The organism is Pseudomonas sp. CJQ_9 (assembly GCF_043106615.1).
In the GTDB taxonomy this organism is placed as follows: Bacteria; Pseudomonadota; Gammaproteobacteria; order Pseudomonadales; family Pseudomonadaceae; genus Aquipseudomonas; species Aquipseudomonas juntendi.
This window is the reverse complement of sequence record NZ_JBICMS010000024.1, coordinates 1-23648: the sequence shown is the minus strand read 5'-3', so window position 1 is coordinate 23648 and position 23648 is coordinate 1. Positions and strand designations below refer to the sequence as shown.

The 23648-nt window shown below is 62.8% G+C and carries 22 protein-coding genes; 15 read left to right on the top strand and 7 right to left on the bottom strand.

Annotated elements, in window-relative coordinates:
- The 4 genes from ACF8SD_RS03835 to dksA all read right to left on the bottom strand — a co-directional run bounded on the left by ACF8SD_RS03835 (window position 1) and on the right by dksA (window position 4803).
- Window positions 1-2976 (bottom strand): sensor histidine kinase, encoded by a 2976-nt coding sequence (locus ACF8SD_RS03835; RefSeq protein WP_173891096.1) that lies wholly within the window; start codon window positions 2974-2976, stop codon window positions 1-3.
- Window positions 2960-3136 carry a hypothetical protein gene (locus ACF8SD_RS03830; RefSeq protein ID WP_003250005.1) on the bottom strand — a complete coding sequence of 59 codons (177 nt, stop codon included), beginning with the start codon at window positions 3134-3136 and terminating at the stop codon, window positions 2960-2962. The genes ACF8SD_RS03835 and ACF8SD_RS03830 overlap by 17 nt, the downstream gene beginning before the upstream one ends.
- Window positions 3137-3405: 269 nt before the next feature.
- Window positions 3406-4293: a tRNA glutamyl-Q(34) synthetase GluQRS gene (gluQRS, locus tag ACF8SD_RS03825; protein ID WP_173891095.1), complete on the bottom strand. Its 888-nt coding sequence runs from the start codon at window positions 4291-4293 to the stop codon at window positions 3406-3408.
- 63 nt (window positions 4294-4356) lie between these two features.
- Window positions 4357-4803 (bottom strand): RNA polymerase-binding protein DksA, encoded by a 447-nt coding sequence (dksA, locus tag ACF8SD_RS03820; protein ID WP_392483884.1) that lies wholly within the window; start codon window positions 4801-4803, stop codon window positions 4357-4359.
- Between the two features lie 210 nt (window positions 4804-5013).
- On the opposite strand from dksA, the gene ACF8SD_RS03815 reads away from it, so the two are divergent.
- Both ACF8SD_RS03815 and sfsA read left to right on the top strand, forming a co-directional pair.
- Entirely contained in the window at window positions 5014-6186 is a 1173-nt protein-coding gene (locus tag ACF8SD_RS03815; RefSeq protein ID WP_173891094.1) for a pyridoxal phosphate-dependent aminotransferase, read from the top strand.
- Window positions 6186-6899 (top strand): DNA/RNA nuclease SfsA, encoded by a 714-nt coding sequence (gene sfsA / locus ACF8SD_RS03810; RefSeq protein WP_392483883.1) that lies wholly within the window; start codon window positions 6186-6188, stop codon window positions 6897-6899. Before ACF8SD_RS03815 ends, sfsA begins: the two co-directional genes overlap by 1 nt.
- Here the strand turns inward: sfsA and ACF8SD_RS03805 are convergent.
- The gene (locus ACF8SD_RS03805) at window positions 6889-7206 is read right to left on the bottom strand and encodes a Rieske (2Fe-2S) protein (protein WP_054913425.1); all 318 of its coding nucleotides are present in this window, start codon (window positions 7204-7206) and stop codon (window positions 6889-6891) included. The genes sfsA and ACF8SD_RS03805 overlap by 11 nt on opposite strands.
- Window positions 7207-7353: 147 nt before the next feature.
- On the opposite strand from ACF8SD_RS03805, the gene ACF8SD_RS03800 reads away from it, so the two are divergent.
- From ACF8SD_RS03800 to ACF8SD_RS03785, 4 genes are read left to right on the top strand one after another with little or no spacing between them, the layout of a single operon-like run.
- Window positions 7354-8238, top strand: a complete 885-nt coding sequence (locus ACF8SD_RS03800) for a hemin ABC transporter substrate-binding protein (RefSeq protein WP_392483882.1) — start codon at window positions 7354-7356, stop codon at window positions 8236-8238.
- Window positions 8239-8288: 50 nt separating this feature from the next.
- Complete coding sequence (locus ACF8SD_RS03795) at window positions 8289-9272, top strand: FecCD family ABC transporter permease (protein ID WP_392483909.1); 984 nt, start codon at window positions 8289-8291, stop codon at window positions 9270-9272.
- Window positions 9272-10039 (top strand): heme ABC transporter ATP-binding protein, encoded by a 768-nt coding sequence (locus ACF8SD_RS03790; protein ID WP_173891091.1) that lies wholly within the window; start codon window positions 9272-9274, stop codon window positions 10037-10039. The genes ACF8SD_RS03795 and ACF8SD_RS03790 overlap by 1 nt, the downstream gene beginning before the upstream one ends.
- Before the next feature lie 50 nt (window positions 10040-10089).
- Window positions 10090-10974 (top strand): ChaN family lipoprotein, encoded by an 885-nt coding sequence (locus ACF8SD_RS03785; protein ID WP_392483881.1) that lies wholly within the window; start codon window positions 10090-10092, stop codon window positions 10972-10974.
- A 179-nt stretch (window positions 10975-11153) separates the two neighbouring features.
- Here ACF8SD_RS03785 and ACF8SD_RS03780 read toward each other — a convergent pair whose 3' ends face one another.
- Window positions 11154-11432: a TfoX/Sxy family protein gene (locus ACF8SD_RS03780; RefSeq protein WP_029886419.1), complete on the bottom strand. Its 279-nt coding sequence runs from the start codon at window positions 11430-11432 to the stop codon at window positions 11154-11156.
- A 239-nt stretch (window positions 11433-11671) separates the two neighbouring features.
- Window positions 11672-13234: a bifunctional aminoglycoside phosphotransferase/ATP-binding protein gene (locus tag ACF8SD_RS03775; protein ID WP_173891089.1), complete on the bottom strand. Its 1563-nt coding sequence runs from the start codon at window positions 13232-13234 to the stop codon at window positions 11672-11674.
- 115 nt (window positions 13235-13349) lie between these two features.
- Between ACF8SD_RS03775 and mrcB the strand changes: the two genes are divergently transcribed.
- From mrcB to msrQ, 9 genes are all read left to right on the top strand, one after another.
- The gene (gene mrcB / locus ACF8SD_RS03770) at window positions 13350-15671 is read left to right on the top strand and encodes a penicillin-binding protein 1B (protein ID WP_009685382.1); all 2322 of its coding nucleotides are present in this window, start codon (window positions 13350-13352) and stop codon (window positions 15669-15671) included.
- A gap of 15 nt (window positions 15672-15686) precedes the next feature.
- Window positions 15687-16490, top strand: coding sequence for a tetratricopeptide repeat protein (locus ACF8SD_RS03765; protein WP_173891087.1), 804 nt, complete (start codon window positions 15687-15689; stop codon window positions 16488-16490).
- Entirely contained in the window at window positions 16490-16822 is a 333-nt protein-coding gene (locus tag ACF8SD_RS03760) for a YqcC family protein (RefSeq protein ID WP_009685384.1), read from the top strand. The genes ACF8SD_RS03765 and ACF8SD_RS03760 overlap by 1 nt, the downstream gene beginning before the upstream one ends.
- Window positions 16823-17230: 408 nt before the next feature.
- Entirely contained in the window at window positions 17231-18955 is a 1725-nt protein-coding gene (locus ACF8SD_RS03755) for an acetolactate synthase 3 large subunit (protein WP_173891086.1), read from the top strand.
- 1 nt (window position 18956) lies between these two features.
- Window positions 18957-19448 (top strand): acetolactate synthase small subunit, encoded by a 492-nt coding sequence (ilvN, locus tag ACF8SD_RS03750; RefSeq protein WP_003250040.1) that lies wholly within the window; start codon window positions 18957-18959, stop codon window positions 19446-19448.
- A 56-nt stretch (window positions 19449-19504) separates the two neighbouring features.
- Window positions 19505-20521: a ketol-acid reductoisomerase gene (gene ilvC / locus ACF8SD_RS03745; protein ID WP_009685386.1), complete on the top strand. Its 1017-nt coding sequence runs from the start codon at window positions 19505-19507 to the stop codon at window positions 20519-20521.
- A 150-nt stretch (window positions 20522-20671) separates the two neighbouring features.
- Entirely contained in the window at window positions 20672-21523 is an 852-nt protein-coding gene (pssA, locus tag ACF8SD_RS03740) for a CDP-diacylglycerol--serine O-phosphatidyltransferase (RefSeq protein ID WP_009685387.1), read from the top strand.
- A gap of 79 nt (window positions 21524-21602) precedes the next feature.
- Window positions 21603-22616 (top strand): protein-methionine-sulfoxide reductase catalytic subunit MsrP, encoded by a 1014-nt coding sequence (gene msrP / locus ACF8SD_RS03735; protein ID WP_392483880.1) that lies wholly within the window; start codon window positions 21603-21605, stop codon window positions 22614-22616.
- Window positions 22616-23212 (top strand): protein-methionine-sulfoxide reductase heme-binding subunit MsrQ, encoded by a 597-nt coding sequence (gene msrQ / locus ACF8SD_RS03730; RefSeq protein WP_173891084.1) that lies wholly within the window; start codon window positions 22616-22618, stop codon window positions 23210-23212. The genes msrP and msrQ overlap by 1 nt, the downstream gene beginning before the upstream one ends.
- Window positions 23213-23648: the final 436 nt, after the last annotated feature.

Below are 23648 nucleotides of genomic sequence, written 5' to 3'. Positions count from 1 at the left end.
TCAATTCTCTCGACGGTCTCGAATTTCAGGGGACGTCGCTACGACATGCCGGGGCAGGGTCACGCGGATCCGGGTGCCACGTTGCCGTTCGATGTCGGCCGGGCTGTCGATGGTGATTTGCCCATAATGCTCTTCCACGATGGAATAGACCAGAGCGAGGCCCAGTCCGGTTCCCTCGCCGGGGTCCTTGGTGGTGAAGAACGGCTCGAACAGACGGTCCTGGATGTTCTTCGGAATGCCGCTGCCCTCGTCTTCGACGATCAGGTCGACGGTGTGCTCGCTCACCTCGCTGCGCACGCGCACTGCGCTGCCGGGCGGCGAGGCGTCGCGGGCATTGGAGAGCAGGTTGATCAGCACTTGGGCCAGGCGCTGCGGGTCGCCTTCTACCCAATGCTCAGGGTCGCAGAGGTTGAAGAACTGTACTTCGAAATTACGCCGGTTCAACGCCAGCAGACCAATGGCGTCCTGCGCCACTTCGGCCAGGCACACCGGTTCCTCGCTGTTCTGGTGGCTGCCACCGGCATGGGCAAAACTCATCAACGACTGGACGATGCGTGACACGCGTTTGGTCTGGTCGAGGATCTGGCTGGACAGCTCGGTGATTTCGCCATCGCCCTCACGCTCCTCGCGCAGGTTCTGCGCCAGGCAGGCGATGCCGGTGATCGGGTTACCGATTTCGTGGGCCACGCCGGCGGCCAGCCGGCCGATGCTGGCCAGGCGCTCGGAATGCACCAGCTTGTCTTCCAGGGCCTGGGTTTCGGTCAGGTCCTCGACCAGCAGTACCAGGCCGCTGTTACCGGGGGCCAGTGGTTCATCGATGGCCGCCTTGTGCAGGTTCAGCCAACGTGGCTGGCCATCCAGTGCCAGGCGTTGTTTGTGCAGGTGCTCGTCGGGCACGTTGATGAAGCCCTGCAGCAGCCCGCGCCAGGGCTCGGCGATGGTCACCAGGCGTGAGCCGACCACGTGCTTGGCGGCAATGCCGGTGAGCTCTTCCATGGCCTTGTTCCACATGAGGATTTCCTGGTCCTTGGCCAGCGAGCAGACGCCCATGGGCAGCTCCTGCAAGGTCTGGCGGTGGTAGCGGCGCAGGGCATCGAGCTCGGCGGCCAGGCCGGTCAGGCGCGAGTGGTAGTCTTCCAGGCGGCTTTCAATGAAGTGGATGTCCTCGGTGACGTAGTTCTCGTTACCGGACTTGTACGGCAGGAAGGTCTCGACCATGTCCTGGGCCACGCTCGGGCCCATCAGGCCCGAGAGGTTGGCCTCGATACGGTCACGCAGGCGGCGCAAGGCGTATGGCCGGCGTTCGTCGAACGGCAGGTAAAGGTCACGCAGGGCCTGCTCCACTTCCTTTTGCGCGGCTTTGGCGCCCAGCGGCTTGGCCAGTTGGGTCGCGAATTCCTGGGGCGAGGCTGCGTGCAGTTCGCGGCGCTGTGGGCGGCGCACGTTGTCCACCGCGCAGGCTTCTGCGGCGCTGACTTCTTCGGTGCTGGCGTTGGTGAACAGCGAAATCAGGGTGAACAGCAGCACGTTGGCCGCCAGCGAGGCGATGGCCGCCATGTGCCAGCTGGTATCGTCCAGCACGTAGATCATGTCCAGCAGCGGGATGTAGAAGCCCTGCAGGTTGCCCAGCAGCGGCAGCAGCATGGTCACCATCCACACCAGCGTGCCGGCCAGCAGCCCGGCGATGAAGCCGCGGCGGTTGGCGGTCGGCCAGTACAGCACGGACAGCACGCCGGGCAGGAACTGCAGCGTGGCCACGAACGCCACGATGCCCAGGTTGGCCAGGCTCTGGTGGTTGTTCTGGGTCAGGTAGAACATGAAGCCGGCGGTGATGATGGCGACGATCAGTGCGCGGCGGGTCCATTTCAGCCAGCGGTAGATGTTGCCCTCGGCCGGGGGCTGGTATAGCGGCAGCACCAGGTGGTTGAGGGCCATGCCCGACAGCGCCAGGGTGGTGACGATGATCAGGCCGCTGGCCGCCGATAGGCCGCCTATATAGGCCAGCAGGGCCAGTGCCTGGTTGTTGGCGGCAATGCCCAGGCCCAGGGTGAAGTACTCGGGGTTGGTACTGGCGCCCAGGCGCAGCCCGGCCCAGAGTACCAGCGGCACGGCCAGGCTCATCAGCAGCAGGAACAGCGGCAGGCCCCAACTGGCGCTGACCAGCGAGCGTGGGTTGAGGTTTTCGGTGAAGGCCATGTGGTACATGTGCGGCATGACGATGGCCGAGGCGAAGAACACCAGCAGCAGGGTGCGCCACGGGCCTTCCTGCAACGGGGTGTGCAGGGCAGCCAGGGCGGTCTGGTTCTGCAGCAGCCACACTTCCAGCTCGTGCGGGCCGCCAAACACGCCATACAGGGCGTACAGGCCGATGCCGCCCAGTGCCAGCAGCTTGATCACCGACTCGAAGGCGATGGCGAACACCAGCCCTTCATGCTTTTCGCGCGTGGCGATATGCCGTGAGCCGAAGAAGATGGTGAACAGGATGATCAGCGCACAGAACGCGAAGGCCACCCGGGCCTTGACCGGCTCACCGGTAAGGATGCTGATCGAGTCGGCCACCGCCTGTATCTGCAACGCCAGCAACGGCAGTACGCCAATCAGCATGATGAGGGTGGTCAACGCGCCTGCCCAGGTGCTGCGGAAGCGGAACGCCAGCAGGTCGGCCAACGACGACAGCTGGTAAGTGCGGGTGATCTTCAGGATTGGGTACAGCAGCACCGGCGCCAGCAGGAATGCACCGGACACCCCCAGGTAACAGGCAAGGAAGCCGTAGCCGTACTGGTAGGCCAGGCCCACCGACCCGTAGAACGCCCAGGCACTGGCGTATACGCCCAGGGACAGGGTGTAGGTGAGGGGGTGGCGAATGATGGCGCGCGGGATCAGCCCGCGCTCACTGACCCAGGCTACGCCGAACAGCACCATGAGGTACCCGGCGCTGATCAGGATCATCTGGGTCAGGCTAAAGCTCATCGGCATCTCGTTGGCTCTGCAGGATGAAGGTGACGACGATCAGGATCAGCCAGAGCAGGTACGGGCGGTACCAGGCTCCGGTCGGTTCGATCCACCAGTCCATGATGGCCGGGGAGAACAGGTAGATCCCCACGACCAGAAGCAGGACCAAACGATAGATGTACATGCTGGCCTCGATGGTTGGGCGCTGCGGGTTTGAACTTATTATTGGCGCAAATGATTGGGCGGATGCTAGCGGGAATCGCTGAGGTTAGCCAAGGGTTTGAATTTGTTGGGCTTTTGTTTCGAGAGAAAGGTGGCCTGTTCGTGCCCTATCGCAGGCAAGCCAGCTCCCACAGGATTACCACAAGCGCTGCATATCTTCTGACAAACACCTGCCAGCCCTGCTGCGATCCCTGTGGCAGCTGGCTTGCCTGCGACAAGGCCAGCAAGGCCTCAGCGCAGATCAGCCTCTGGCACCGTCGTGCGCCGCGCAATCGCTTCGGGCCGCCACTGCTGGCGCGCCACGGCCAGTACTTCAGCCGGCGTTGCCAGCAGCAACTGCGGGTCAGTCGCTTGCCCCAGCGCCCGCAACGCCCGCAACAACAGCGGCGTCGCCTGCTCGGCCTGCAACGGCGGCGAACGGTATGACTTGCCCAGCTTATGGCCGTCCGGCTGCACGATCAGCGGTATGTGCAGATAGCGCGGTTGCGAAAAGCCCAGCAGCTCTTGCAGGTACAGCTGGCGCGGGGTGTTGTCGAGCAGGTCGGCACCGCGCACGATGTCGGTGACACCTTGCCAGGCGTCGTCCAGTACAACGGCCAGCTGGTAGGCATACAGGCCATCGCGGCGCTGTATCACGAAATCGCCCACGTCGCGGCCCAGGTGCTGCTGGTAAGCACCCTGTACGCGGTCGCTGAAACGGTAGGTCAGCTCTGGCACCCGCAAGCGGATCGCCGCGCCCTCGCGCGCATGCCCGGCGTTACGGCACAGGCCTGGGTAGATGCCGCCATAGGCCTCCAGTTGCTTGCGCGAGCAGGTGCAGGCATAGGCCAGGCCCATGTTGAACAGGCGGTCGACCACCGCGGCATAGGCGTCGTGGCGCTGGCTTTGAAACACCACTTCGCCGTCCCAGTGCAGGCCGTAGCGTTCGAGGGTTTGCAAGATGGCGTCACGGGCGCCGGGCATTTCCCGGGGCGGGTCGGTGTCTTCTACGCGCAGCAGCCAGCGGCCGTCGACCGCGCGGGCATCCAGCCAGGAGGCGAGTGCAGCCACCAGTGAGCCAAAGTGCAGGAAACCGCTGGGGGTGGGGGCAAAGCGCCCGATGTAGCTGGAGTTGGTCATGGTCTGGCTGGGTATATAAATGCAACGGGGCGCATGATGCGCCCCGTTCGGTTGGAAGAAAGATCAGCCTTTGCCGACCGTTTTTTCCTTTTTCTCGGCGATTTCCTTGCAGTCGAAGCACAGGTCGGCGGTAGGGCGGGCTTCCAGACGGCGCAGGCCGATCTCGATGCCGCACGACTCGCACCAGCCGTATTCGTCGGCCTTGATCTTGTCGAGGGTCTTGTCGATTTTCTTGATCAGCTTGCGCTCGCGGTCGCGGTTGCGCAGCTCAAGGGCGAATTCTTCTTCCTGGCTGGCACGGTCGGCCGGGTCGGGGAAGTTGGCTGCCTCGTCCTTCATGTGATCCACAGTGCGGTCCACACTGGTCATCAGCTCTTGCTTCCAGGCGTTGAGAAGCTTGTTGAAATGCTGCTTCATGGGCTCACCCATGTACTCTTCGCCCTTGGACTCTACGTAAGGCTCGACACCGTACATGGTCTGACCGGTTTTTTGCTTTTCTACGGTGGACATGAATAGACCGCCTCTCACTCATCTGATCCAATGCGCAGGATGCTCCATCTCCGGCGACCGCCGGCCCTGCGACTGCGAGCCGCCGAACTTACCAGATAGATCGGGGGTGCGCTAGCCCGCCCGATCCTGCTAACAGACACCGACCTGAGCGGTACGTTCGATTACTTACGCAGGTAGAATCTTCAGTTTAGCCGCTATTGAGAGAAGGTCATGGCCCACCCCTACAGCGCGCGCAGCCGCGCCATCGAACCTTTCCATGTCATGGCACTGCTGGCGCGGGCCAACGAGCTGCAAGCGGCCGGCCACGACGTGATCCACCTGGAAATCGGCGAGCCGGACTTCACCACCGCAGCACCGATTGTGGCTGCGGGCCAGGCCGCGCTGGCCGCCGGCCACACCCGCTATACCGCCGCACGCGGCCTGCCGGCGCTGCGCGAAGCGATCGCCGGGTTCTATGCCCAGCGTTATGGCCTGAACATCGACCCGCAGCGCATTCTCATTACCCCGGGCGGTTCGGGCGCCCTGTTACTGGCCAGCAGCCTGCTGGTCGACCCCGGCAAGCACTGGCTGCTGGCTGACCCGGGCTACCCGTGTAACCGCCACTTCCTGCGCCTGGTAGAAGGTGGGGCGCAACTGGTACCGGTCGGCCCGGAGGTGAACTACCAGTTGACCGCCGACCTGGTGCAGCGCTACTGGGACCAGGATACCGTTGGCGCCCTGGTCGCCTCGCCGGCCAACCCGACCGGCACGGTGCTGGGCCGTACCGAACTGGCCAGCCTGGCCAAGGCCACCCGTGAACGGCACGGCCACTTGGTAGTCGACGAGATTTACCACGGGCTGACCTACGGCATGGATGCGCCCAGCGTGCTGGAAGTGGATGACTCGGCGTTTGTCCTGAATAGTTTTTCCAAGTATTTCGGTATGACCGGCTGGCGCCTTGGCTGGCTGGTGGCGCCACCGCAGGCCGTGGCCGACCTGGAGAAACTGGCGCAGAACCTGTACATCAGTGCGCCGAGCATGGCACAGCATGCTGCGCTGGCGTGCTTCCAGCCCGAAACCCTGGCCATCTTCGAACAGCGTCGCGCCGAATTTGCCCGCCGCCGGGACTACCTGTTGCCGGCGCTGCGCGAGCTGGGTTTGCGCATTGCCGTTGAGCCTCAGGGGGCGTTCTATCTATATGCCGACATCAGCGCTTATGGCGGTGATGCGTTTGCCTTCTGCCGGCATTTCCTGGAGACCGAACACGTGGCCTTCACCCCGGGCCTGGACTTCGGTCGCCACCTGGCCGGGCACCATGTGCGCTTTGCCTATACGCAAAGCCTGCCGCGCCTGGAGGAGGCGGTGCATCGCATTGCCCGTGGCTTGCGGAGCTGGCAAGGCTGATGCTTTTTTCACCTGCACTCGAACACGGCCGCCTGCTGCGCCGCTACAAACGGTTCCTGGCCGATATCGAACTGGCCAACGGCGAGCAGTTGACCATCCACTGCCCGAATACTGGCTCCATGCTCAATTGCATGCGTGAAGGCGGGCAGGTGTGGTTCAGCCGCTCCAACGACCCCAAGCGCAAACTGCCGGGCACCTGGGAAATCAGCGAAACCCCGCAGGGCCGGTTGGCGTGCGTGAATACCGGGCGGGCCAATGCCCTGGTTGAAGAGGCGCTGCGCGCCGGTACGATCGCCGAGCTGGCCGGGTTCACGGCACTCAGACGTGAGGTGGCGTATGGCGAGGAGGGCAGCCGCATCGACTTCCGCCTGGAGTTCGACGGTGCCCCGGCCTACGTCGAGGTCAAGAGCGTGACCCTGGGCTACCCCGACAGCCCGGTTGCGGCGTTTCCCGATGCGGTGACCCAGCGCGGGGCCAAGCACCTGCGCGAGCTGGCAAAGCTGGCCAGCCAAGGCGTGCGGGCGGTGCAACTGTATTGCGTCAACCTGACCGGCATCGATGCGGTGCGCCCTGCCGAGGAGATCGATGCTGCCTACGCCCAGGCGTTGCGTGCTGCCGTGGCGGGCGGGGTGGAGGTGCTGGCATACGGCACGCGCCTGGACCCGCAGGGCATCGTCATCGACCGCCGCTTACCGGTGCTGCTCAGCCCTTGAGCCATACGCCCTGGGTGTCTTCATGGCAGCCCAGGGCCTGCAACTGCTCACCGTCACAGGGGCCGGCCACGCATTCGCCGCTCTCGATCAGGAACAGGGCGCCGTGATGCCCGCACTGGATCAGGCTCGCGCTGTCATCGAGAAAGCGGTCCTGTGCCCAGTTCAACGGGATGCCCTTGTGCGGGCAGCGGTTGCGGTACAGGTAGACCTGGCCCTGGCGGCGCACGCCGAACAGTTGCAGGCCGTCTACGCTGAAAGCGCGTGTCTGGCCCTCGGCCAGGCTGGGTGATGTGCAGAGAAAATGCATGGCAGTACGACTCGTGAAACAGATGATGGCTTGACGCGTCAATGCGAATAATTATCAAATTGCCCGCATTCGCTGCGTTCTGCCGTCCATGGTGCGCAGTTCCGCCGCTCGCCACAAGGCGTGCAGCTCGCCTTCAGAAGGAACCCGATGATGCGTCGTCCCGCCGCTTTGCTCGCCTTGTGTGCAAGCCTTGTGCTCTCTAGCCAGGCCCTGGCGGCAGACCTGCCGCAACGCTGGGTCAGCGCCGGCGGCGCGCTGAGCGAGTGGATATGCGCGTTGGGTGGTGAAGCGCGGCTGGTGGGGGTGGACACGACCAGTCAGCACCCAGCTTCGTTGAAGTCGCTGCCCAGCGTGGGGTACCAGCGCCAGTTGTCGGCCGAGGGCGTGCTCAGCCTGCGCCCGGATGTGCTGGTGGGTACCGAAGAAATGGGCCCGCCGCCGGTACTGGCGCAAATCCGCAAGGCCGGTGTGCGTGTCGAGCTGTTTTCCGGCAAGGCCGAGCTGGCGGCGGTAGACAGCAACCTCAAGCAGTTGGGGCAACTGCTGGGCGCAGAACCGCAGGCCACAACGCTGGCCGCGGGTTACCATCAGCAACTGCAAACCTTGCACGCCAAGGTCCAGCGGGCCCAGGCGCAGCACAAGGCACCGGGGGTGTTGCTGCTGGTAGGGCACGCTGGGGCCAAGCCGCTGATCGCCGGGCAGGGCACCGCCGGTGACTGGCTGCTGGGCCAGGCCGGCGGGCGCAACCTGGCAGAGCATCAGGGCTACAAGCATTTCTCGAACGAAGCATTGGCTGCCCTGGACCCGGATGTGATCGTGTTTTCCGATCGGGCGCTGGCCGATGAGCTGGCGCTGCAGGCTTTGTTGAAAGAAAACCCGGCGCTGGCGGCTTCGCGTGCCGTGCGTGAGCAACGCCTGTTGTCGCTTGACCCCACACTGCTGGTCGGTGGGCTTGGGCCGCGCCTGCCGGCGACCTTGCAATCGCTGGCTGCTACCTTCTACCCGGCAGCCAAGGCCAGCTTCGTACAATGAACCAGCGGGTCCGGCCACGTACATTGTTCATTTGCCTGAGCCTGCTGTGCCTGCTGGCGGTGTGGCTGTCGCTGGCGCTGGGGCCGGTCAGCCTGCCGCTGTTCGATACCCTGCGTGCGGGCCTGCGGTTGATGGGCCTGCCCATTACCGCCGACGGCTTGCAACAGGCCGAAATGATCCTTGGCCAGATCCGCCTGCCGCGCACCTTGCTTGGGCTGGCAGTGGGCGCGGTGCTGGCGTTGTCCGGGGTCGCCATGCAGGGGTTGTTCCGTAATCCGCTGGCCGATCCGGGTTTGGTCGGGGTGGCCGCCGGGGCGGCTGTGGGCGCGGCGCTCGCTATTGTCGGCGGGGCCTGGTTCGGCGGCCTGCCAGAGGCCTTTGCACCGTATTTGCTGTCGTTCTGTGCCTTTGTCGGGGGGCTTGGCGTGACGGCGCTGGTCTACCGCCTGGGCCGCCGCGATGGGCAGACCAGCGTGGCCACCATGCTGCTGGCCGGGGTCGCGATGACGGCACTGGGCGGCGCGGTGGTGGGGTTGTTCTCTTACCTGGCCGATGACGCCACGTTGCGTACATTGACCTTCTGGAACCTGGGCAGCCTCAACGGTGCCAGCTACGACCGGCTATGGCCGTTGTTGCTGGTGGCGGCGGGTGTGGCACTGTGGCTGCCACGGCGGGCCAAAGCGCTGAATGCCTTGCTTTTGGGGGAGTCCGAGGCCCGCCACCTGGGCGTTGATGTGGAACGGCTCAAGCGCGAACTGGTGTTCTGCACGGCGCTTGGGGTGGGTGCAGCTGTTGCGGCTGCCGGCCTGATCGGCTTCATCGGCCTGGTGGTGCCGCACCTGGTGCGCTTGCTGGCCGGGCCGGATCACCGGGTGTTGTTGCCAGCCTCGCTGCTGGCTGGCGGTGTGCTGATGCTGTTTGCCGACCTCGCGGCACGGCTGCTGCTGGCGCCCGCCGAGTTGCCGATCGGCATTGTCACGGCCTTTGTGGGGGCGCCGTTCTTTCTGTTCCTGCTGGTGCGAGGGCGCAGCTGATGTTGCATGCCGAGGGCCTGCACTTGCGGCGGGGCAGCCACGAGGTGCTGCATGACATTGATCTGCAATTGCCCCCTGGCCAGGTGGTGGGCGTGCTCGGCCCCAACGGCGCGGGGAAGAGCAGCCTGTTGGGCGTGATGTGTGGCGAGCTGGTGCCAGGCCGTGGGCGGGTGACGTTGCAGGGGCGCGCCCTCGGTGATTGGCCTGGACAGGAGCGGGCCCGGCGCCTGGCCGTATTGCCTCAGGTGTCGAGCCTGGGGTTTTCGTTCAGCGTCGAGGAAGTGGTGGCCATGGGCCGCATGCCGCACGGCACCGGGCAGCGCCGCGACGCCGAAATTGTCGAAGCGGCGTTGCAGGCGGCGGATGCCTGGCACCTGGTGGGGCGCAGTTACCTGGCGTTGTCCGGCGGCGAGCGGCAACGCGTGCACCTTGCCCGTGTGCTGGCACAGTTGTGGCCGGGGGAACAGGGCACTACCTTGTTGCTCGATGAGCCCACCTCGATGCTCGACCCGCTGCACCAGCACACTACCCTGGAGGCGGTGCGCCGCTTTGCCGACCGCGGCGCTGCGGTGCTGGTGATCTTGCATGACCTGAACCTGGCGGCGCGCTACTGTGACCGGATCTTGTTGCTGGAGCAGGGGCGTTGCCATGCCTTTGCCTCGCCTGAACAGGTGCTGACGCCGGCAGCGTTGAAGGCCGTGTACGGGATCGACGTGCTGGTGCAGGCACATCCTGAGCGTGGCCACCCGCTGATCATCACCCGTTGAAGCTGGCCCGATCGCTGTCGTGAGCGGCCGCTACCAAGGAGCTACTGCCAATGCGATACCCGCTGTTGTCCGGTTTTTCGCTGTGCATGTTACTGGTATTGGGCGGCTGCCAGGCCAGCCTGCCACCGTTGCCTGCCTGGCAGAGCACCGAAGGGCGCACGCATGCCCAGCTTGGGCAGGTGGTCGATCTCGGCAGCGGGCAGGTAATCAGCCCGGACCAACTGGTGCAGCGCCTGGCTACCGCACCGCGAGTGCTGGTCGGTGAAAAACATGACAACCCCGACCACCACGCACTGCAAGTGTGGTTGCTGCGCGCCCTGCAGAGCCAGCGTGCCCAGGGCAGCTTATTGCTGGAGATGCTGCAACCTGAACAGCAGCCGCTGGTGGACAGGCTCAAAGGGCAACCTTTGCCGGCAGACTTGCCCAAGGCACTGGCGTGGGAGGAGGGCTGGGACTGGCAGTTGTACGGGCCGATCGTGCGTGCAGCCCTGCAACAGCAGATACCCCTACTGGCCGGCAACCTTTCCCCAGGTGAAATGCGCCAGGCCTACCGGCAGCCGCCGCCATTGGCGGGCGAGAAAACCAATGCGGCGACCGTCAGGGCGAGGTTGCTGCAGCAGGTGCGCGCCGGGCATTGCGGGATGCTGCCGGAAAGCCAGCTACCGGCGATGCTGGCCGTGCAGCAGCAGCGTGACCGGCGCATGGCCAAGCGCTTGCTGGCGGCGCCGCAACCGGCACTGCTGTTTGCCGGGGCCTATCACGTGCGCAAGGACCTGGGCGTGCCGTTGCATTTGAGTGACCTGGGCGCACCGGGTGCGAGCAAAGTGCTGATGCTGGCCGAGGTGGGCGAGAAGGTTGAAGCGGGTGAGGCCGATTACGTGTGGTACACGGCGGCGATGCCAGAGCAGGATTATTGCACCCAACTGAAACGATAAGACATGAAACCCCGGGCAAAAAAAGACCCGGCAAATTGCCGGGTCAATAACCGTGATTAGCCTGATGAGGAGATAATCTGAGAGTCCGAACCAGGGGCTCTTAGCTTATCCAACCAGTCTCGCGACCAGTTGTGATAATCATAACAATTCTCATTTAGACGTCAATCCTCTTGTCGCGCTTATTTTGGATTTTTTTGCGCGGGGGTTTTCGCATCCAGTTGTTGGTTGAGGGCTTCCTTGCGTTCGAGGGGCAAATCGTTCCAGTGCATATCCAGCAGGGCGCCTTCAATGGCATACAACAGCACCTTCGATGCGCGAAACCCTCGTGTCTTCACGGCCTGGTATGCACCCACGGCACCCAGGCGGCGCAGATCCGATGCACTGTGAATGCCGGCCGCATGCAGCCACTGCGCAGAGGTCTTGCCAAGGTTTTTCAGATGCTGCAATTCATCGTTCATCGAGCCTCCTTGCGATGGCTGAACGGGTCATGGGGAGATAAATCGCGAGCAGGTCAGAGAGGAGTGTAGCGGGGGTTGGGGAATACGCGGCTTTTTGCCACCGGGGCGATGAGATGCCCTGTGCCGGCCTCTTCGCGGGCTTGCCCGCTGCCACAGGTTCGGCGCAGCCTTCAAGGGCTGTGGTTTACCTGTGGGAGCGGGCAAGCCCGCGAAGGGCCGGCGCAGGAAAATCGACTAGCTTACAAGCCAGGCAGACGCTGGCGAATCTGCTCGATCACCTGGTCCATGCTGCCAGCCGTCTGGGTGTCAACGTGGGTGCTCTGCGCCAGCTCCTGCGTATCCAGCGCCTCTCGGCTGGCCTGCTGCGCCTTGACCACCTCCAGGGTGGCATCCGACGGGTCGCTGTTCTCGGCCTGGCGCTGCTCCAGCCAGCTGGCGATCACCGCGTCCGGCGCGTGGCAGTCCAGAATCAGGAACGGCACGCCAGTCTGGCTGGCTACCTCGGCCGCAGCCTGGCGCTGTTCGCGTTTGAGGTAGGTGGCATCCAGCACCACCGGGAACCCTGCCCGCAGCACGGTCGCGGCGACTTCGTGCAGGCGCCGGTAAGTTGCAGTGCTGGCCTCCTCGGCATAGATGCCGGTGCTGAGCTGGGTGGCCTCAGCCTGCTGCTGTTCGCCGTACAAGCGCTTGCGCTCTACGTCCGAACGCACGCGCACTGCGCCCAGCGCCTCGACCATGCGCATGGCCACATGGCTTTTGCCCACTGCCGATACGCCGTGGGTGATGGCCAGCAGGCGCGAAGGGATGGCGCTGTAGCTTTCTGCCAGGTTGGCGTAGTTGCGGTAGGTGCGCAGGGTGGTGGCACGCTGCACGCCATCGGCATTGGCCGGCATGCTGAACAGCGCGACCTTGGCCCGTACCAGTGCGCGGTAGGCCTTGTAGAAGTTGAGCAGCTCCAGGCCTTCGTAGTCGCCGGTCAGTTCCAGGTACTGGCTGATGAAGCGCCGGGCCAGGCACTTGAGGCCGCGGTCTTCCAAGTCCATCGCCAGGAAGCCGGTGTCGGCGTAGACGTCGGTCAGGCGGAACGGTTCGTTGAATTCGATGCAGTCGAAGATCACCACCCGGCCATCGATCAGCGTGGCGTTGCCCAGGTGAATGTCACCGTGGCATTCGCGAATAAAGCCATTGGCCTTGCGCTTTTCCAGCAGGCCATGCAGCCGCTCGAAACTGCTGCGTGCCCAGGCTTGCAGGGCGTCTAGCTGTTGCAGGTCGGCCTTGTCGCTGAGGAACGGGCGTATCTGCTCGAAGTTCTGCTCCACCGGCGCCATGACGGCCTCCGGCGTGCCCAGTGGGTGCTCGACCGGTACACGCGGGGCCTGCAGATGGAATTCGGCGATCTGCCGGGCCATCTGGTCGATGTGCGTGGCGTTCAGTTCGCCATTGGCCTGCAGGGTGCTGAGCATCTGCCCTTGGGGGAACTGGCGCATCTTCAGTGCATATTCGATGGCCTGGCCTTCGCCGGCGAGCTGTGGCGCGTCGGCGCTACCGGTGATCGGCAGAACGTCCAGGTACAGGCCGTCGGTCAGGCGCTGGTTCAGGCGCAATTCTTCGTTACAGAAATGCTGGCGCTGGTCCAGGCCAGTGAAGTCGAGAAAGCCGAAATTCATCGGCTTCTTGATCTTGTAGGCGTACTCGCCCGTCAGCAGCACCCAGGAGATATGCGTCTCGATGAGCTGGAACCCGTCCACGGGGTGGGGGTACAGGGCGGGGTTCTGCAACGCAGTGATAAGAGCTTGGCTCACGGCAAATCCTTCCGGGGGCAGGGAATTCGAATGCATCATTATGGTCAATGGTGCCGTCCCTGCCTACCGCCGGGCCGCCTGCCCAGTCTTCCCAAAGTGCGTATAATCCGCCGTCATGACCCGAACCCGAACTCCCCGTACCCCTCAAAAACGCCCGACCGGCCGCTCCCGCGCCTGGCTGGGCTGGGCTTTGAAGCTCAGCCTGGTAGGCCTGGTGATCGTCGCCGGCTTCGCGGTTTACCTCGATGCCGTTGTCCAGGAGAAGTTCTCTGGCAAGCGCTGGACCATCCCGGCCAAGGTGTATGCACGGCCGTTGGAGCTGTTCACCGGCCAGAAACTGAGCAAGAACGACTTCCTCACCGAGCTCGACGCGCTTGGCTACCGGCGTGAAAGCGCGGCCAATGGCCCGGGGGCGGCCGCCGTCAACGGCAATACCGTCGACCTCAACACCCGTGGCTTCCAGTTCTACGAGGGCATGGAGCCAGCGCAGTTCGTGCGCGTACGGTTCTCCGGCGATTACGTGGCCGGCCTTTCCGGGGCCAATGGCAAGGCGCTTGACGTGGTGCGCCTGGAGCCGCTGATGATCGGCGGTATCTACCCGAAAAACCTTGAAGACCGCATTCTGATCAAGATCGACCAGGTGCCGAAATACCTGCTCGAGACCCTGGTTGCCACGGAAGACCGCGACTTCTACAGCCACCATGGCGTGTCGCCCAAGTCCATCGCCCGGGCCATGTGGGTGAATACTTCATCCGGCTCGATGCGCCAGGGTGGCAGTACCCTGACCCAGCAGTTGGTGAAGAACTTCTACCTCAGCAGCGAGCGCAGCCTCAGCCGCAAAGTGACCGAAGCGATGATGGCGGTGCTGCTCGAACTGCATTACGACAAGCGCGAAATCCTCGAGGCCTACCTCAACGAGGTCTTTGTCGGGCAGGACGGCCAGCGTGCCGTGCACGGCTTCGGCCTGGCCAGCCAGTTCTTCTTCAGCCAGCCGCTGTCGGAGTTGAAGCTGCACCAGATCGCCTTGTTGGTGGGCATGGTCAAGGGCCCGTCCTACTACAACCCGCGGCGCTACCCTGAACGTGCGCTGGCCCGGCGCAACCTGGTGCTCGACCTGGTGGCCGAGCAAGGCGTGGCCAGCCAGGAGGAGGTCGATGCAGCGAAGAAGATGCCGCTGGGCGTGACCAAACGTGGCAGCCTGGCCGACAGCTCCTTCCCGGCCTTCCTCGACCTGGTCAAGCGGCAGTTGCGCCAGGACTACCGCGATGAAGACTTGACCGAGGAAGGCTTGCGTATCTTTACCAGCTTCGACCCGATCCTGCAGATGAAAGCCGAAGCCTCGATGAGCGAGACGTTCAAGCGCCTGGCCGGGCGCAAAGGGGCGGACGAGGTCGAATCGGCGATGGTCGTCACCAACCCGGAAACCGGTGAGGTACAGGCCCTGATCGGCAGCCGCCAGGCGGGTTTCGCCGGCTTCAACCGCGCCATCGATGCCTCGCGGCCGATCGGCTCGCTGGTCAAGCCGGCCGTTTACCTGACCGCGCTGGAGCAGCCAAGCAAGTACACCCTGACCAGCTGGGTGCAGGATGAGCCGTTCTCGGTCAAAGGTGGCGACGGCCAGGTCTGGCGCCCACAAAACTATGACCGCCGCCCGCACGGCACGATCTACCTGTACCAGGGGCTGGCCAATTCCTACAACCTGTCGACTGCCAAGATCGGCCTGGAAGTGGGGGTGCCGAACGTGATCAAGACCATCGGCCGGCTGGGGGTGAATGTCGACTGGCCAGCCTTCCCGGCCATGCTGCTGGGGGCTGGCGGCATGTCGCCGATGCAGGTCGCGACCATGTACCAGACCATTGCCAATGGTGGCTTCAACACGCCGATGCGCGGTATTCGCAGCGTGCTCACCGCAGAGGGTGAACCGCTCAAGCGCTACCCGTTCCAGATCCAGCAAACCTTCGACCCGGGTGCCATCTACCTGGTGCAGAACGCCATGCAGCGAGTGATGCGCGAAGGGACCGGCCGCTCGGTGTACAACACCTTGCCGCGCTCGTTGACCCTGGCGGGCAAGACCGGTACCAGCAACGACTCGCGCGACAGCTGGTTCTCTGGTTTCAGCCAGGATTTGCTGGCGGTGGTGTGGATGGGCCGCGACGATAACGGTAAAACACCGTTCACCGGCGCCACCGGTGCCCTGCAGGTATGGACCAGTTTCATGAAGAAGGCCGACCCGCTGCCGCTGGACATGCCGCAACCGGACAACGTGGTACAAGCCTGGATCGACCCCTACAGCGGCCAAGGGTCTGACGGCAGCTGTCCGGGAGCGGTACAGATGCCGTATATTCGCGGCAGCGAACCGCCCGCCGGCGCAACCTGTGGCGGCGAGCAGAATCCAGCTGAATCGGTCATGGACTGGGTCAAGGGCTGGATGAATTAAGCGCAGGCTGCATTGATGAGGTGTGACGTGAACAAGTGGCTGTTTCCTGCCGTGACGGCGCTGGCTGTGCTCCAAGGGTGCTCCAGCGTCCCGCGCGGCAATATTCCGGTGGTCGATTCGAGCACCCGCGTGTCGAACAGCGAACGCGTGTCTGCCAACCGCCCGGCGGGTGGTTACAACGCTGGCACCGCGCAAGCGCAAAAACTGCCTGAGGATTCCGGCGTCACCGTGATGATCCCGCAGGGCGCAGGCGCTTCGGGCATCCAGACCTTCCCGGCGGCCAATGGCGCGGCGCCGATCAGCACCGCGCCGATCACGCCGGGGCCGATCACTACCGGGCCGGCCACGTCGGCGCCCATGACCACCAACCCCAACCCGATCGCCGACGAACCGTTCGATATCGCGGCGATGAACAACGCCCCGCAAAGCACCAGTGCCCCCACCGGAATTCCGCGCAGCAACACGGCTGCAGGTGGCCTGGCGGCTGACGAACAGCTGGACGGCCCAGTACTGGCACTGCTGACCACCGCCACCACCCAGCAGGGCAGTGGCGATTTCAACGGCGCTGCTTCCAGCCTGGAGCGTGCCCAGCGCATTGCCCCGCGCGAACCGCAGGTGCTCTACCGCCTGGCCCAGGTGCGTTTGTCGCAAGGCGATGCCCCCCAGGCCGAGCAGCTGGCGCGTCGCGCCCTGACCTACGCCAACGGCCGCCCCAGCCTGCAGGCCGAACTGTGGAACACCATCGCACAGGCCCGTGAAAAGCAGGGCGATAGCGCTGGCGCCGCCTTGGCCAGGCAAAAAGCGCGGGTCAGTTCCTGATGATCGAGCAACGTATTCTGGACATCGCCGACCACCTGCTGCTGATCGAGCGTGAGTTGCAGGTGCAAGGCTGGTGGGAGGACGAGCCACCGAGCGATGAGGCGCTGGCCAGTACGGTGCCCTTCGCCGTCGATACCTTGCGTTTTGAGCAATGGCTGCAGTGGATCTTCCTGCAACGCATGAAGATCATTATCGAGCTCGGCCAGCCGCTGCCAAATGCCTCCAGCATTCTGGTCATGGCCGAAACGGTGTTTGCCGACCGGCCCGAGCAAAGTCGTGAGCTGCGCCGACTGTTGGCAGCTTTTGACCAATTGATCGCTCCTTCTGCCTGATTTCTTCAGTTTTTTCGTCAAGGGCCGCAGATTGTGGCCCTTTTTTATGGAAATCTTATTAATTCTGCTGCTGAAGCGATTTTTAGTGGTTGCAAGAATTCATCTCGGGGAAAAATTGGCAATAATTTTTCTTGACTTGTGCGCGCCGAATCACAAGAATCCAACTTCCGCTTTAGAGGGACTGCCAGAAGCAGACCCGCTAAGCAGATCATGAGGCGCACACCCGCGCCGACCTGTTACACCCCGCAACGCGTTACCTCGCGCTGGGTGGGAAAACCCCGCAACACTCTGGGGCGCTCCCAATACTTGCTCAGTCAGTGCTGACGTTCGCTCATGCTCTGCTTGGCAGTAAACCTATTAAGACCCGTCCTGAAGGGGCGGTATTCTGGCGTTTTAGAGGTGAACAACGTGGAGCTTTTATCTGGCGCTGAGATGGTCGTCCGCTTCTTGCGTGACGAAGGCGTTAAGCACATCTACGGGTACCCTGGTGGTGCTCTCTTGCATGTTTACGACGCGCTGTTCAAAGAACCGGAAGTGGAACACATCCTGGTTCGTCACGAACAGGCGGCAACCCATATGGCGGACGGCTACGCCCGCGCCACCGGCAAAGCCGGTGTGGTGCTGGTAACCTCCGGCCCGGGTGCGACCAATGCCATCACCGGTATTGCCACCGCCTACATGGACTCGATTCCGATGGTCATCCTGTCCGGCCAGGTGCCTAGCACCATGGTAGGTACCGATGCCTTCCAGGAAACCGACATGATCGGTATCTCGCGGCCGATCGTGAAGCACAGCTTCATGATCAAGCACCCGACCGAGATCCCTGAAATTCTGAAAAAGGCGTTCTACCTGGCGCAATCCGGTCGCCCAGGTCCAGTCGTGGTCGACATTCCAAAAGACATGACCAACCCGGCTGAAAAGTTCGAATACGTCTACCCGAAAAAGGTCAAGCTGCGCTCGTACAGCCCGGCGGTCCGTGGCCACTCCGGCCAGATCCGCAAGGCGGCCGAGATGCTGCTGGCTGCCAAGCGCCCAATCGTCTACGCCGGTGGCGGTGTGATCCTGGGCGGTGGCTCCGAAGCGCTGACCGAAATCGCCAAGTCGCTCAACCTGCCTGTCACCAACACCCTCATGGGGTTGGGCGGCTTCCCGGGTACTGATCGCCAGTTCCTCGGCATGCTCGGCATGCACGGCAGCTACACCGCCAACATGGCCATGCACAATGCCGACGTGATCTTCGCCGTCGGTGCGCGTTTCGACGACCGCGTGGTCAACGGCCCGGCCAAGTTCTGCCCGAATGCCAAGATCATCCATGTCGATATCGACCCGGCGTCGATCTCGAAGATGATCAAGGCCGATGTGCCTATCGTTGGCCCGGTCGACAGCGTGCTCAGCGAAATGCTCGGCATCCTCAAGGAAATCGGCGAGCAGCCCGACAAGGCCGCGCTGGATACCTGGTGGAAACAGATCGACGAGTGGCGTGGCAATGGTGAGCTGTTCCCTTACGACAAGGGCGACGGCAATGTCATCAAGCCGCAAAAAGTCATCGAGACCCTGTGCGAAGTGACCAAAGGCGATGCCTTCGTCACCTCCGACGTAGGTCAGCACCAGATGTTCGCGGCGCAGTACTACCGTTTCAACAAGCCGAACCGCTGGATCAACTCCGGTGGCCTGGGCACCATGGGCTTCGGCTTCCCGGCGGCGATGGGCATCAAGCTCAACTTCCCGGACCAGGACGTGGCCTGCGTGACCGGCGAAGGCAGCATCCAGATGAACATCCAGGAGCTGTCCACCTGCATGCAGTACGGCCTGCCGGTGAAGATCGTCAACCTGAACAACGGGGTGTTGGGCATGGTCCGCCAATGGCAGGACATGGCCTACAACGGTCGTCACTCGCACTCGTATGTCGAGTCGCTGCCTGACTTCATCAAGCTGGCCGAGGCCTATGGCCATGTGGGTATCCGCATCACCAGCCTGAAGGACCTCAAGCCGATGCTGGAAGAAGCGTTTGCGATGAAGGACCGCCTGGTATTCATCGACATCGCGGTTGACCGCAGTGAGCACGTCTATCCGATGCAGATCAAGGATGGCTCGATGCGTGACATGTGGCTGAGCAAGACGGAGCGTACCTGATATGCGGCATATCATTTCCCTGCTGCTGGAAAACGAACCCGGTGCTTTGTCCCGTGTGGTCGGCCTGTTCTCCCAGCGCAACTACAACATTGAAAGCCTGACCGTGGCGCCGACCGAAGACCCGACACTGTCGCGTCTGACGCTGACCACCGTTGGCCATGACGAAGTGATCGAGCAGATCACCAAGAACCTGAACAAGCTGGTCGAAGTGGTCAAGCTCGTCGACCTGTCGGAAAGCGCCCACATCGAGCGCGAACTGATGCTGGTCAAGGTCAAGGCCACCGGTGCCCAGCGCGCCGAGATCAAGCGCACCACGGATATCTTCCGTGGCCAGATCGTCGACGTCACCGCCAGCGTGTACACCGTACAGCTGAGCGGTACCAGCGACAAACTGGACAGCTTCATCCAGGCCATCGGCACCGCATCGATTCTCGAAACCGTGCGCAGCGGCGTTACCGGCATTGCCCGTGGCGACAAAGTGCTCAGCATCTGAATTTAAAAATTAGCGATGGCTCCGCAGGGGGCCGAGATATAACCAGGGGTATTTTCATGAAAGTTTTCTACGATAAAGACTGCGACCTTTCCATCATCCAGGGCAAGAAAGTCGCCATCATCGGTTACGGCTCCCAGGGCCACGCTCAGGCGTGCAACCTGAAGGACTCCGGTGTAGACGTTACCGTCGGTCTGCGTAAAGGTTCGGCTACCGTTGCCAAGGCTGAAGCCCACGGCCTGAAAGTTGCCGATGTTGCTACCGCTGTCGCTGCGGCTGACCTGGTGATGATCCTGACCCCGGACGAATTCCAGGGCACGCTGTACAAGAACGAAATCGAGCCGAACATCAAGAAGGGCGCTACCCTGGCCTTCTCCCATGGTTTCTCGATCCACTACAACCAGGTTGTGCCGCGCGCCGACCTGGACGTGATCATGATCGCGCCGAAAGCGCCAGGCCACACCGTGCGCTCCGAGTTCGTCAAGGGCGGTGGTATTCCTGACCTGATCGCTATCTACCAGGACGCTTCGGGCAACGCCAAGAACGTCGCCCTGTCCTACGCCGCTGGCGTGGGTGGTGGCCGTACCGGCATCATCGAAACCACCTTCAAGGACGAGACCGAAACCGACCTGTTCGGTGAGCAGGCTGTTCTGTGCGGCGGTACCGTAGAGCTGGTCAAAGCCGGTTTCGAAACCCTGGTTGAAGCTGGCTACGCGCCGGAAATGGCCTACTTCGAATGCCTGCACGAGCTGAAGTTGATCGTTGACCTCATGTACGAAGGCGGTATCGCCAACATGAACTACTCGATCTCCAACAACGCAGAGTACGGTGAGTACGTCACCGGCCCAGAAGTCATCAACGAAGAATCCCGCAAGGCCATGCGCAACGCACTCAAGCGCATCCAGGACGGCGAGTACGCGAAGATGTTCATCTCCGAAGGCGCCACCAACTACCCATCGATGACCGCCAAGCGTCGTAACAACGCTTCGCACGGCATCGAAATCATCGGTGAGCAACTGCGCTCGATGATGCCTTGGATTTCGGCGAACAAGATCGTCGACAAAGCCAAGAACTAAGTAGCATCGCAACATGAAAAACGCGGCTTCGGCCGCGTTTTTTCGTTCTGGCAGTCAGCATCTGGTATAAAGCAGACCAGTGGCCTGCCGTCAGAACCTGTTTCGCGGGCCCGTGTCGAACATTTTCCACCCTGTTGCAAGGTACCCTCCATGAGCGAACGTCCCGAAGAGCCGAACAAGCCCTCCGACGCCGAAAGCCTGCTACCGGTCGATGAGCACGTTGAAGAAGGCCATGACGCCGAAGGTCGCAAAGTGCGCCACCGCGGCATCTACCTGCTGCCCAACCTGTTTACTACCGCCAACCTGTTTGCCGGCTTTTATTCCATTATCAGCTCGATGAGCGCACAGAGCGCCCTGAGCGCTGGTGACCCGCGTGAAGCGAGCAAGTATTTCGCGTTTGCCGCCATTGCCATCTTCGTGGCCATGGTGCTTGACGGCCTCGACGGCCGTGTCGCGCGCATGACCAACACCCAGAGCGCGTTCGGCGCCGAGTACGACTCGCTGTCGGACATGGTCGCCTTCGGTGTGGCCCCGGCGTTGCTGGCCTTCGGCTGGGCGTTGGGTGACATGGGCAAGGTTGGCTGGATGGTCGCCTTCATCTATGTTGCCGGCGCTGCGCTGCGCCTGGCACGCTTCAATACCCAGGTCGGCACCGCCGACAAGCGCTACTTCATCGGCCTGGCCAGCCCGGCTGCCGCGGGTGTTGTGGCTGGCACCGTGTGGGCGTTCAGCGACTACGGTATTCAGGGCTCCAAGCTGTCGTTCCTGGTGGCGCTGTTGGTGGCGGCTGCAGGCATGCTGATGGTCAGTAACATCAAGTACAACAGCTTCAAGGAGCTGGACCTCAAGGGCCGTGTGCCATTTGTGGCCATTCTTGCCGTGGTGCTGGTGTTTGCCGTGGTGTTCAGCGACCCGCCGCGTATCCTGCTGCTGATCTTCCTCGCCTACGCGGCTTCGGGGCCTATCCAGTTCCTGCTCAAGTCGCGCCGCCGTAAAGCGTAAAAAACGCTTAATGCTGGAATAACCTGCCGGCTCCATAGTCTTACTGGTACGTCCGTTACCCAGTGCTATGGAGCCGCTCATGCTCATCAAGCTTCCCAGGTCGTCCGAGTGCAAGGCATCGGAGATCACCCCCGAAGGCATTTACCTGTCCCGTCGTACGTTGTTGGGTGGCTCGTTGGCCGGTCTGGCCCTGGGCGCATTGCCCAGTGTTGGTCGCGCGGCCGAGGCCAGCCGTTATGCCGATGTCGAGCCGGGCAAGGCGCCTGGCTGGTTCACGGAAAAGCTCGGCGCCACGCAGTGGCAGGCAGTCACCGCCAAAGGGGAGGCGATCACGCCGTTCAAGGACGCTACCCTCTACAACAACTTCTATGAGTTCGGCCCCGACAAGGGTGACCCGGCGGCCAATGGCGACAGCCTGAAAACCGAACCTTGGTCGGTTGTGGTGGATGGTGAAGTCGGCAAGCCTGGGCGCTATGCCCTGGAAGACTTCGTCAAACCCTACCAGCTTGAAGAGCGCATATACCGGCTGCGTTGTGTAGAGGCCTGGTCGATGGTCATCCCGTGGCTGGGGTTCCCATTGGCTCAGGTGCTGAAGCAGGTCGAGCCAACTTCGAAGGCCCGTTACGTGCGTTTTGAAACGCTGAAAGACCCGGAGCATATGCCTGGCCAACGCTCGGGCTTTGCGCTGATCGACTGGCCTTATAGAGAAGGGCTGCGGCTGGACGAAGCGATGCACCCCTTGGCGATGCTTGCGGTAGGCATGTATGGCCGCGAGTTGCCCAACCAGAACGGTGCACCGCTGCGGCTGGTGGTGCCGTGGAAGTATGGCTTCAAGAGCATCAAGTCGATCGTGCGCATCAGCCTGGTGGCCGAGCAGCCCGGGACTACCTGGCAGGGCCTGGCACCCGATGAATATGGGTTCTACGCCAATGTGAACCCCACTGTCGATCACCCGCGCTGGAGCCAGGCGCGGGAGCGGCGGCTGCCTAGCGGGCTATTCAGTCCCAATGTGCGGGAGACGCAAATGTTCAATGGCTATGCCGACGAAGTAGCCTCGCTCTATGCCGGGCTCGACCTGCGGAAGAACTACTGATGCGCTATCCCTGGTTTCGTCTGGCGATCTTTATCGTGGGCTGCCTGTTTCCTGCCTGGTGGTTGTACGAAGCGGCAACGGGGTTGCTGGGGCCTGACCCGGGCAAGATCATGATGGACCGGTTGGGGCTTGGCGCGCTGAACTTCCTGCTGGTGACCTTGAGCATGACACCGCTGCAGAAGCTGACGGGGTGGTCGGGTTGGATCGTGGTGCGGCGGCAGCTGGGGTTATGGGTGTTTGCGTATATCGTGCTGCACATTCTCTGTTACCTGTTCTTTATTCTCGGGCTGGATTGGGGACAGTTGGCGGTGGAGCTGCGCAAGCGGCCTTACATTATTGTCGGGGCGCTGGGGTTTCTTGGGTTGTTGGCGTTGGCGGTTACCTCGAACCGGTATAGCCAGCGGCGGCTTGGCGCGCGGTGGAAGAAGCTGCACAGGGTGGTGTACGCGGTGTTGGGGTTGGGGTTGCTGCATTTCTTGTGGATCGTGCGTTCGGATCTGCGGGAGTGGGCGGTTTATGCGTTTATTGGGGTTGTGTTGATGGGGTTGAGGATTCCGGCGGTTTCGCGGAGGTTGGCTGGGTTGGTTAGGCGGTAGGGGGGTAGTTGGGTTCAGGTTGGGCAATGGGCCTGTTTATAGATACTGGTGGGGTTGGGAGGTGTCCGCCACAACACATTCAGTGCCTGTGAGATCGAGCGCCGCCCGCGCGGCGCTTCGCGGCTAAAGCCGCTCCTACGTTTGTTTCGGGCCAGTCCATCCTGTGCCAGGCGCACGCGACCGCCCTGTTGGTACGACGCGATATCGAGACATACGCCGAGGCGTTCGCGCGCAAATCCCGCAGGCATAATTGGCCCGAAACAAATGTAGGAGCGGCTTTAGCCGCGAAGCGCCGCGCGGGCGGCGCTCGATCTCGCAGGCGCTGGAAATGTTGTGGCGTACACCCGCGGCGCTCGATCTCACAGGCGCTGAAGGTGCTGTGGCGAACACTTCGCGGCCTCAAAACAGCCTTCGCCTGGAATATTTCAAATAAATG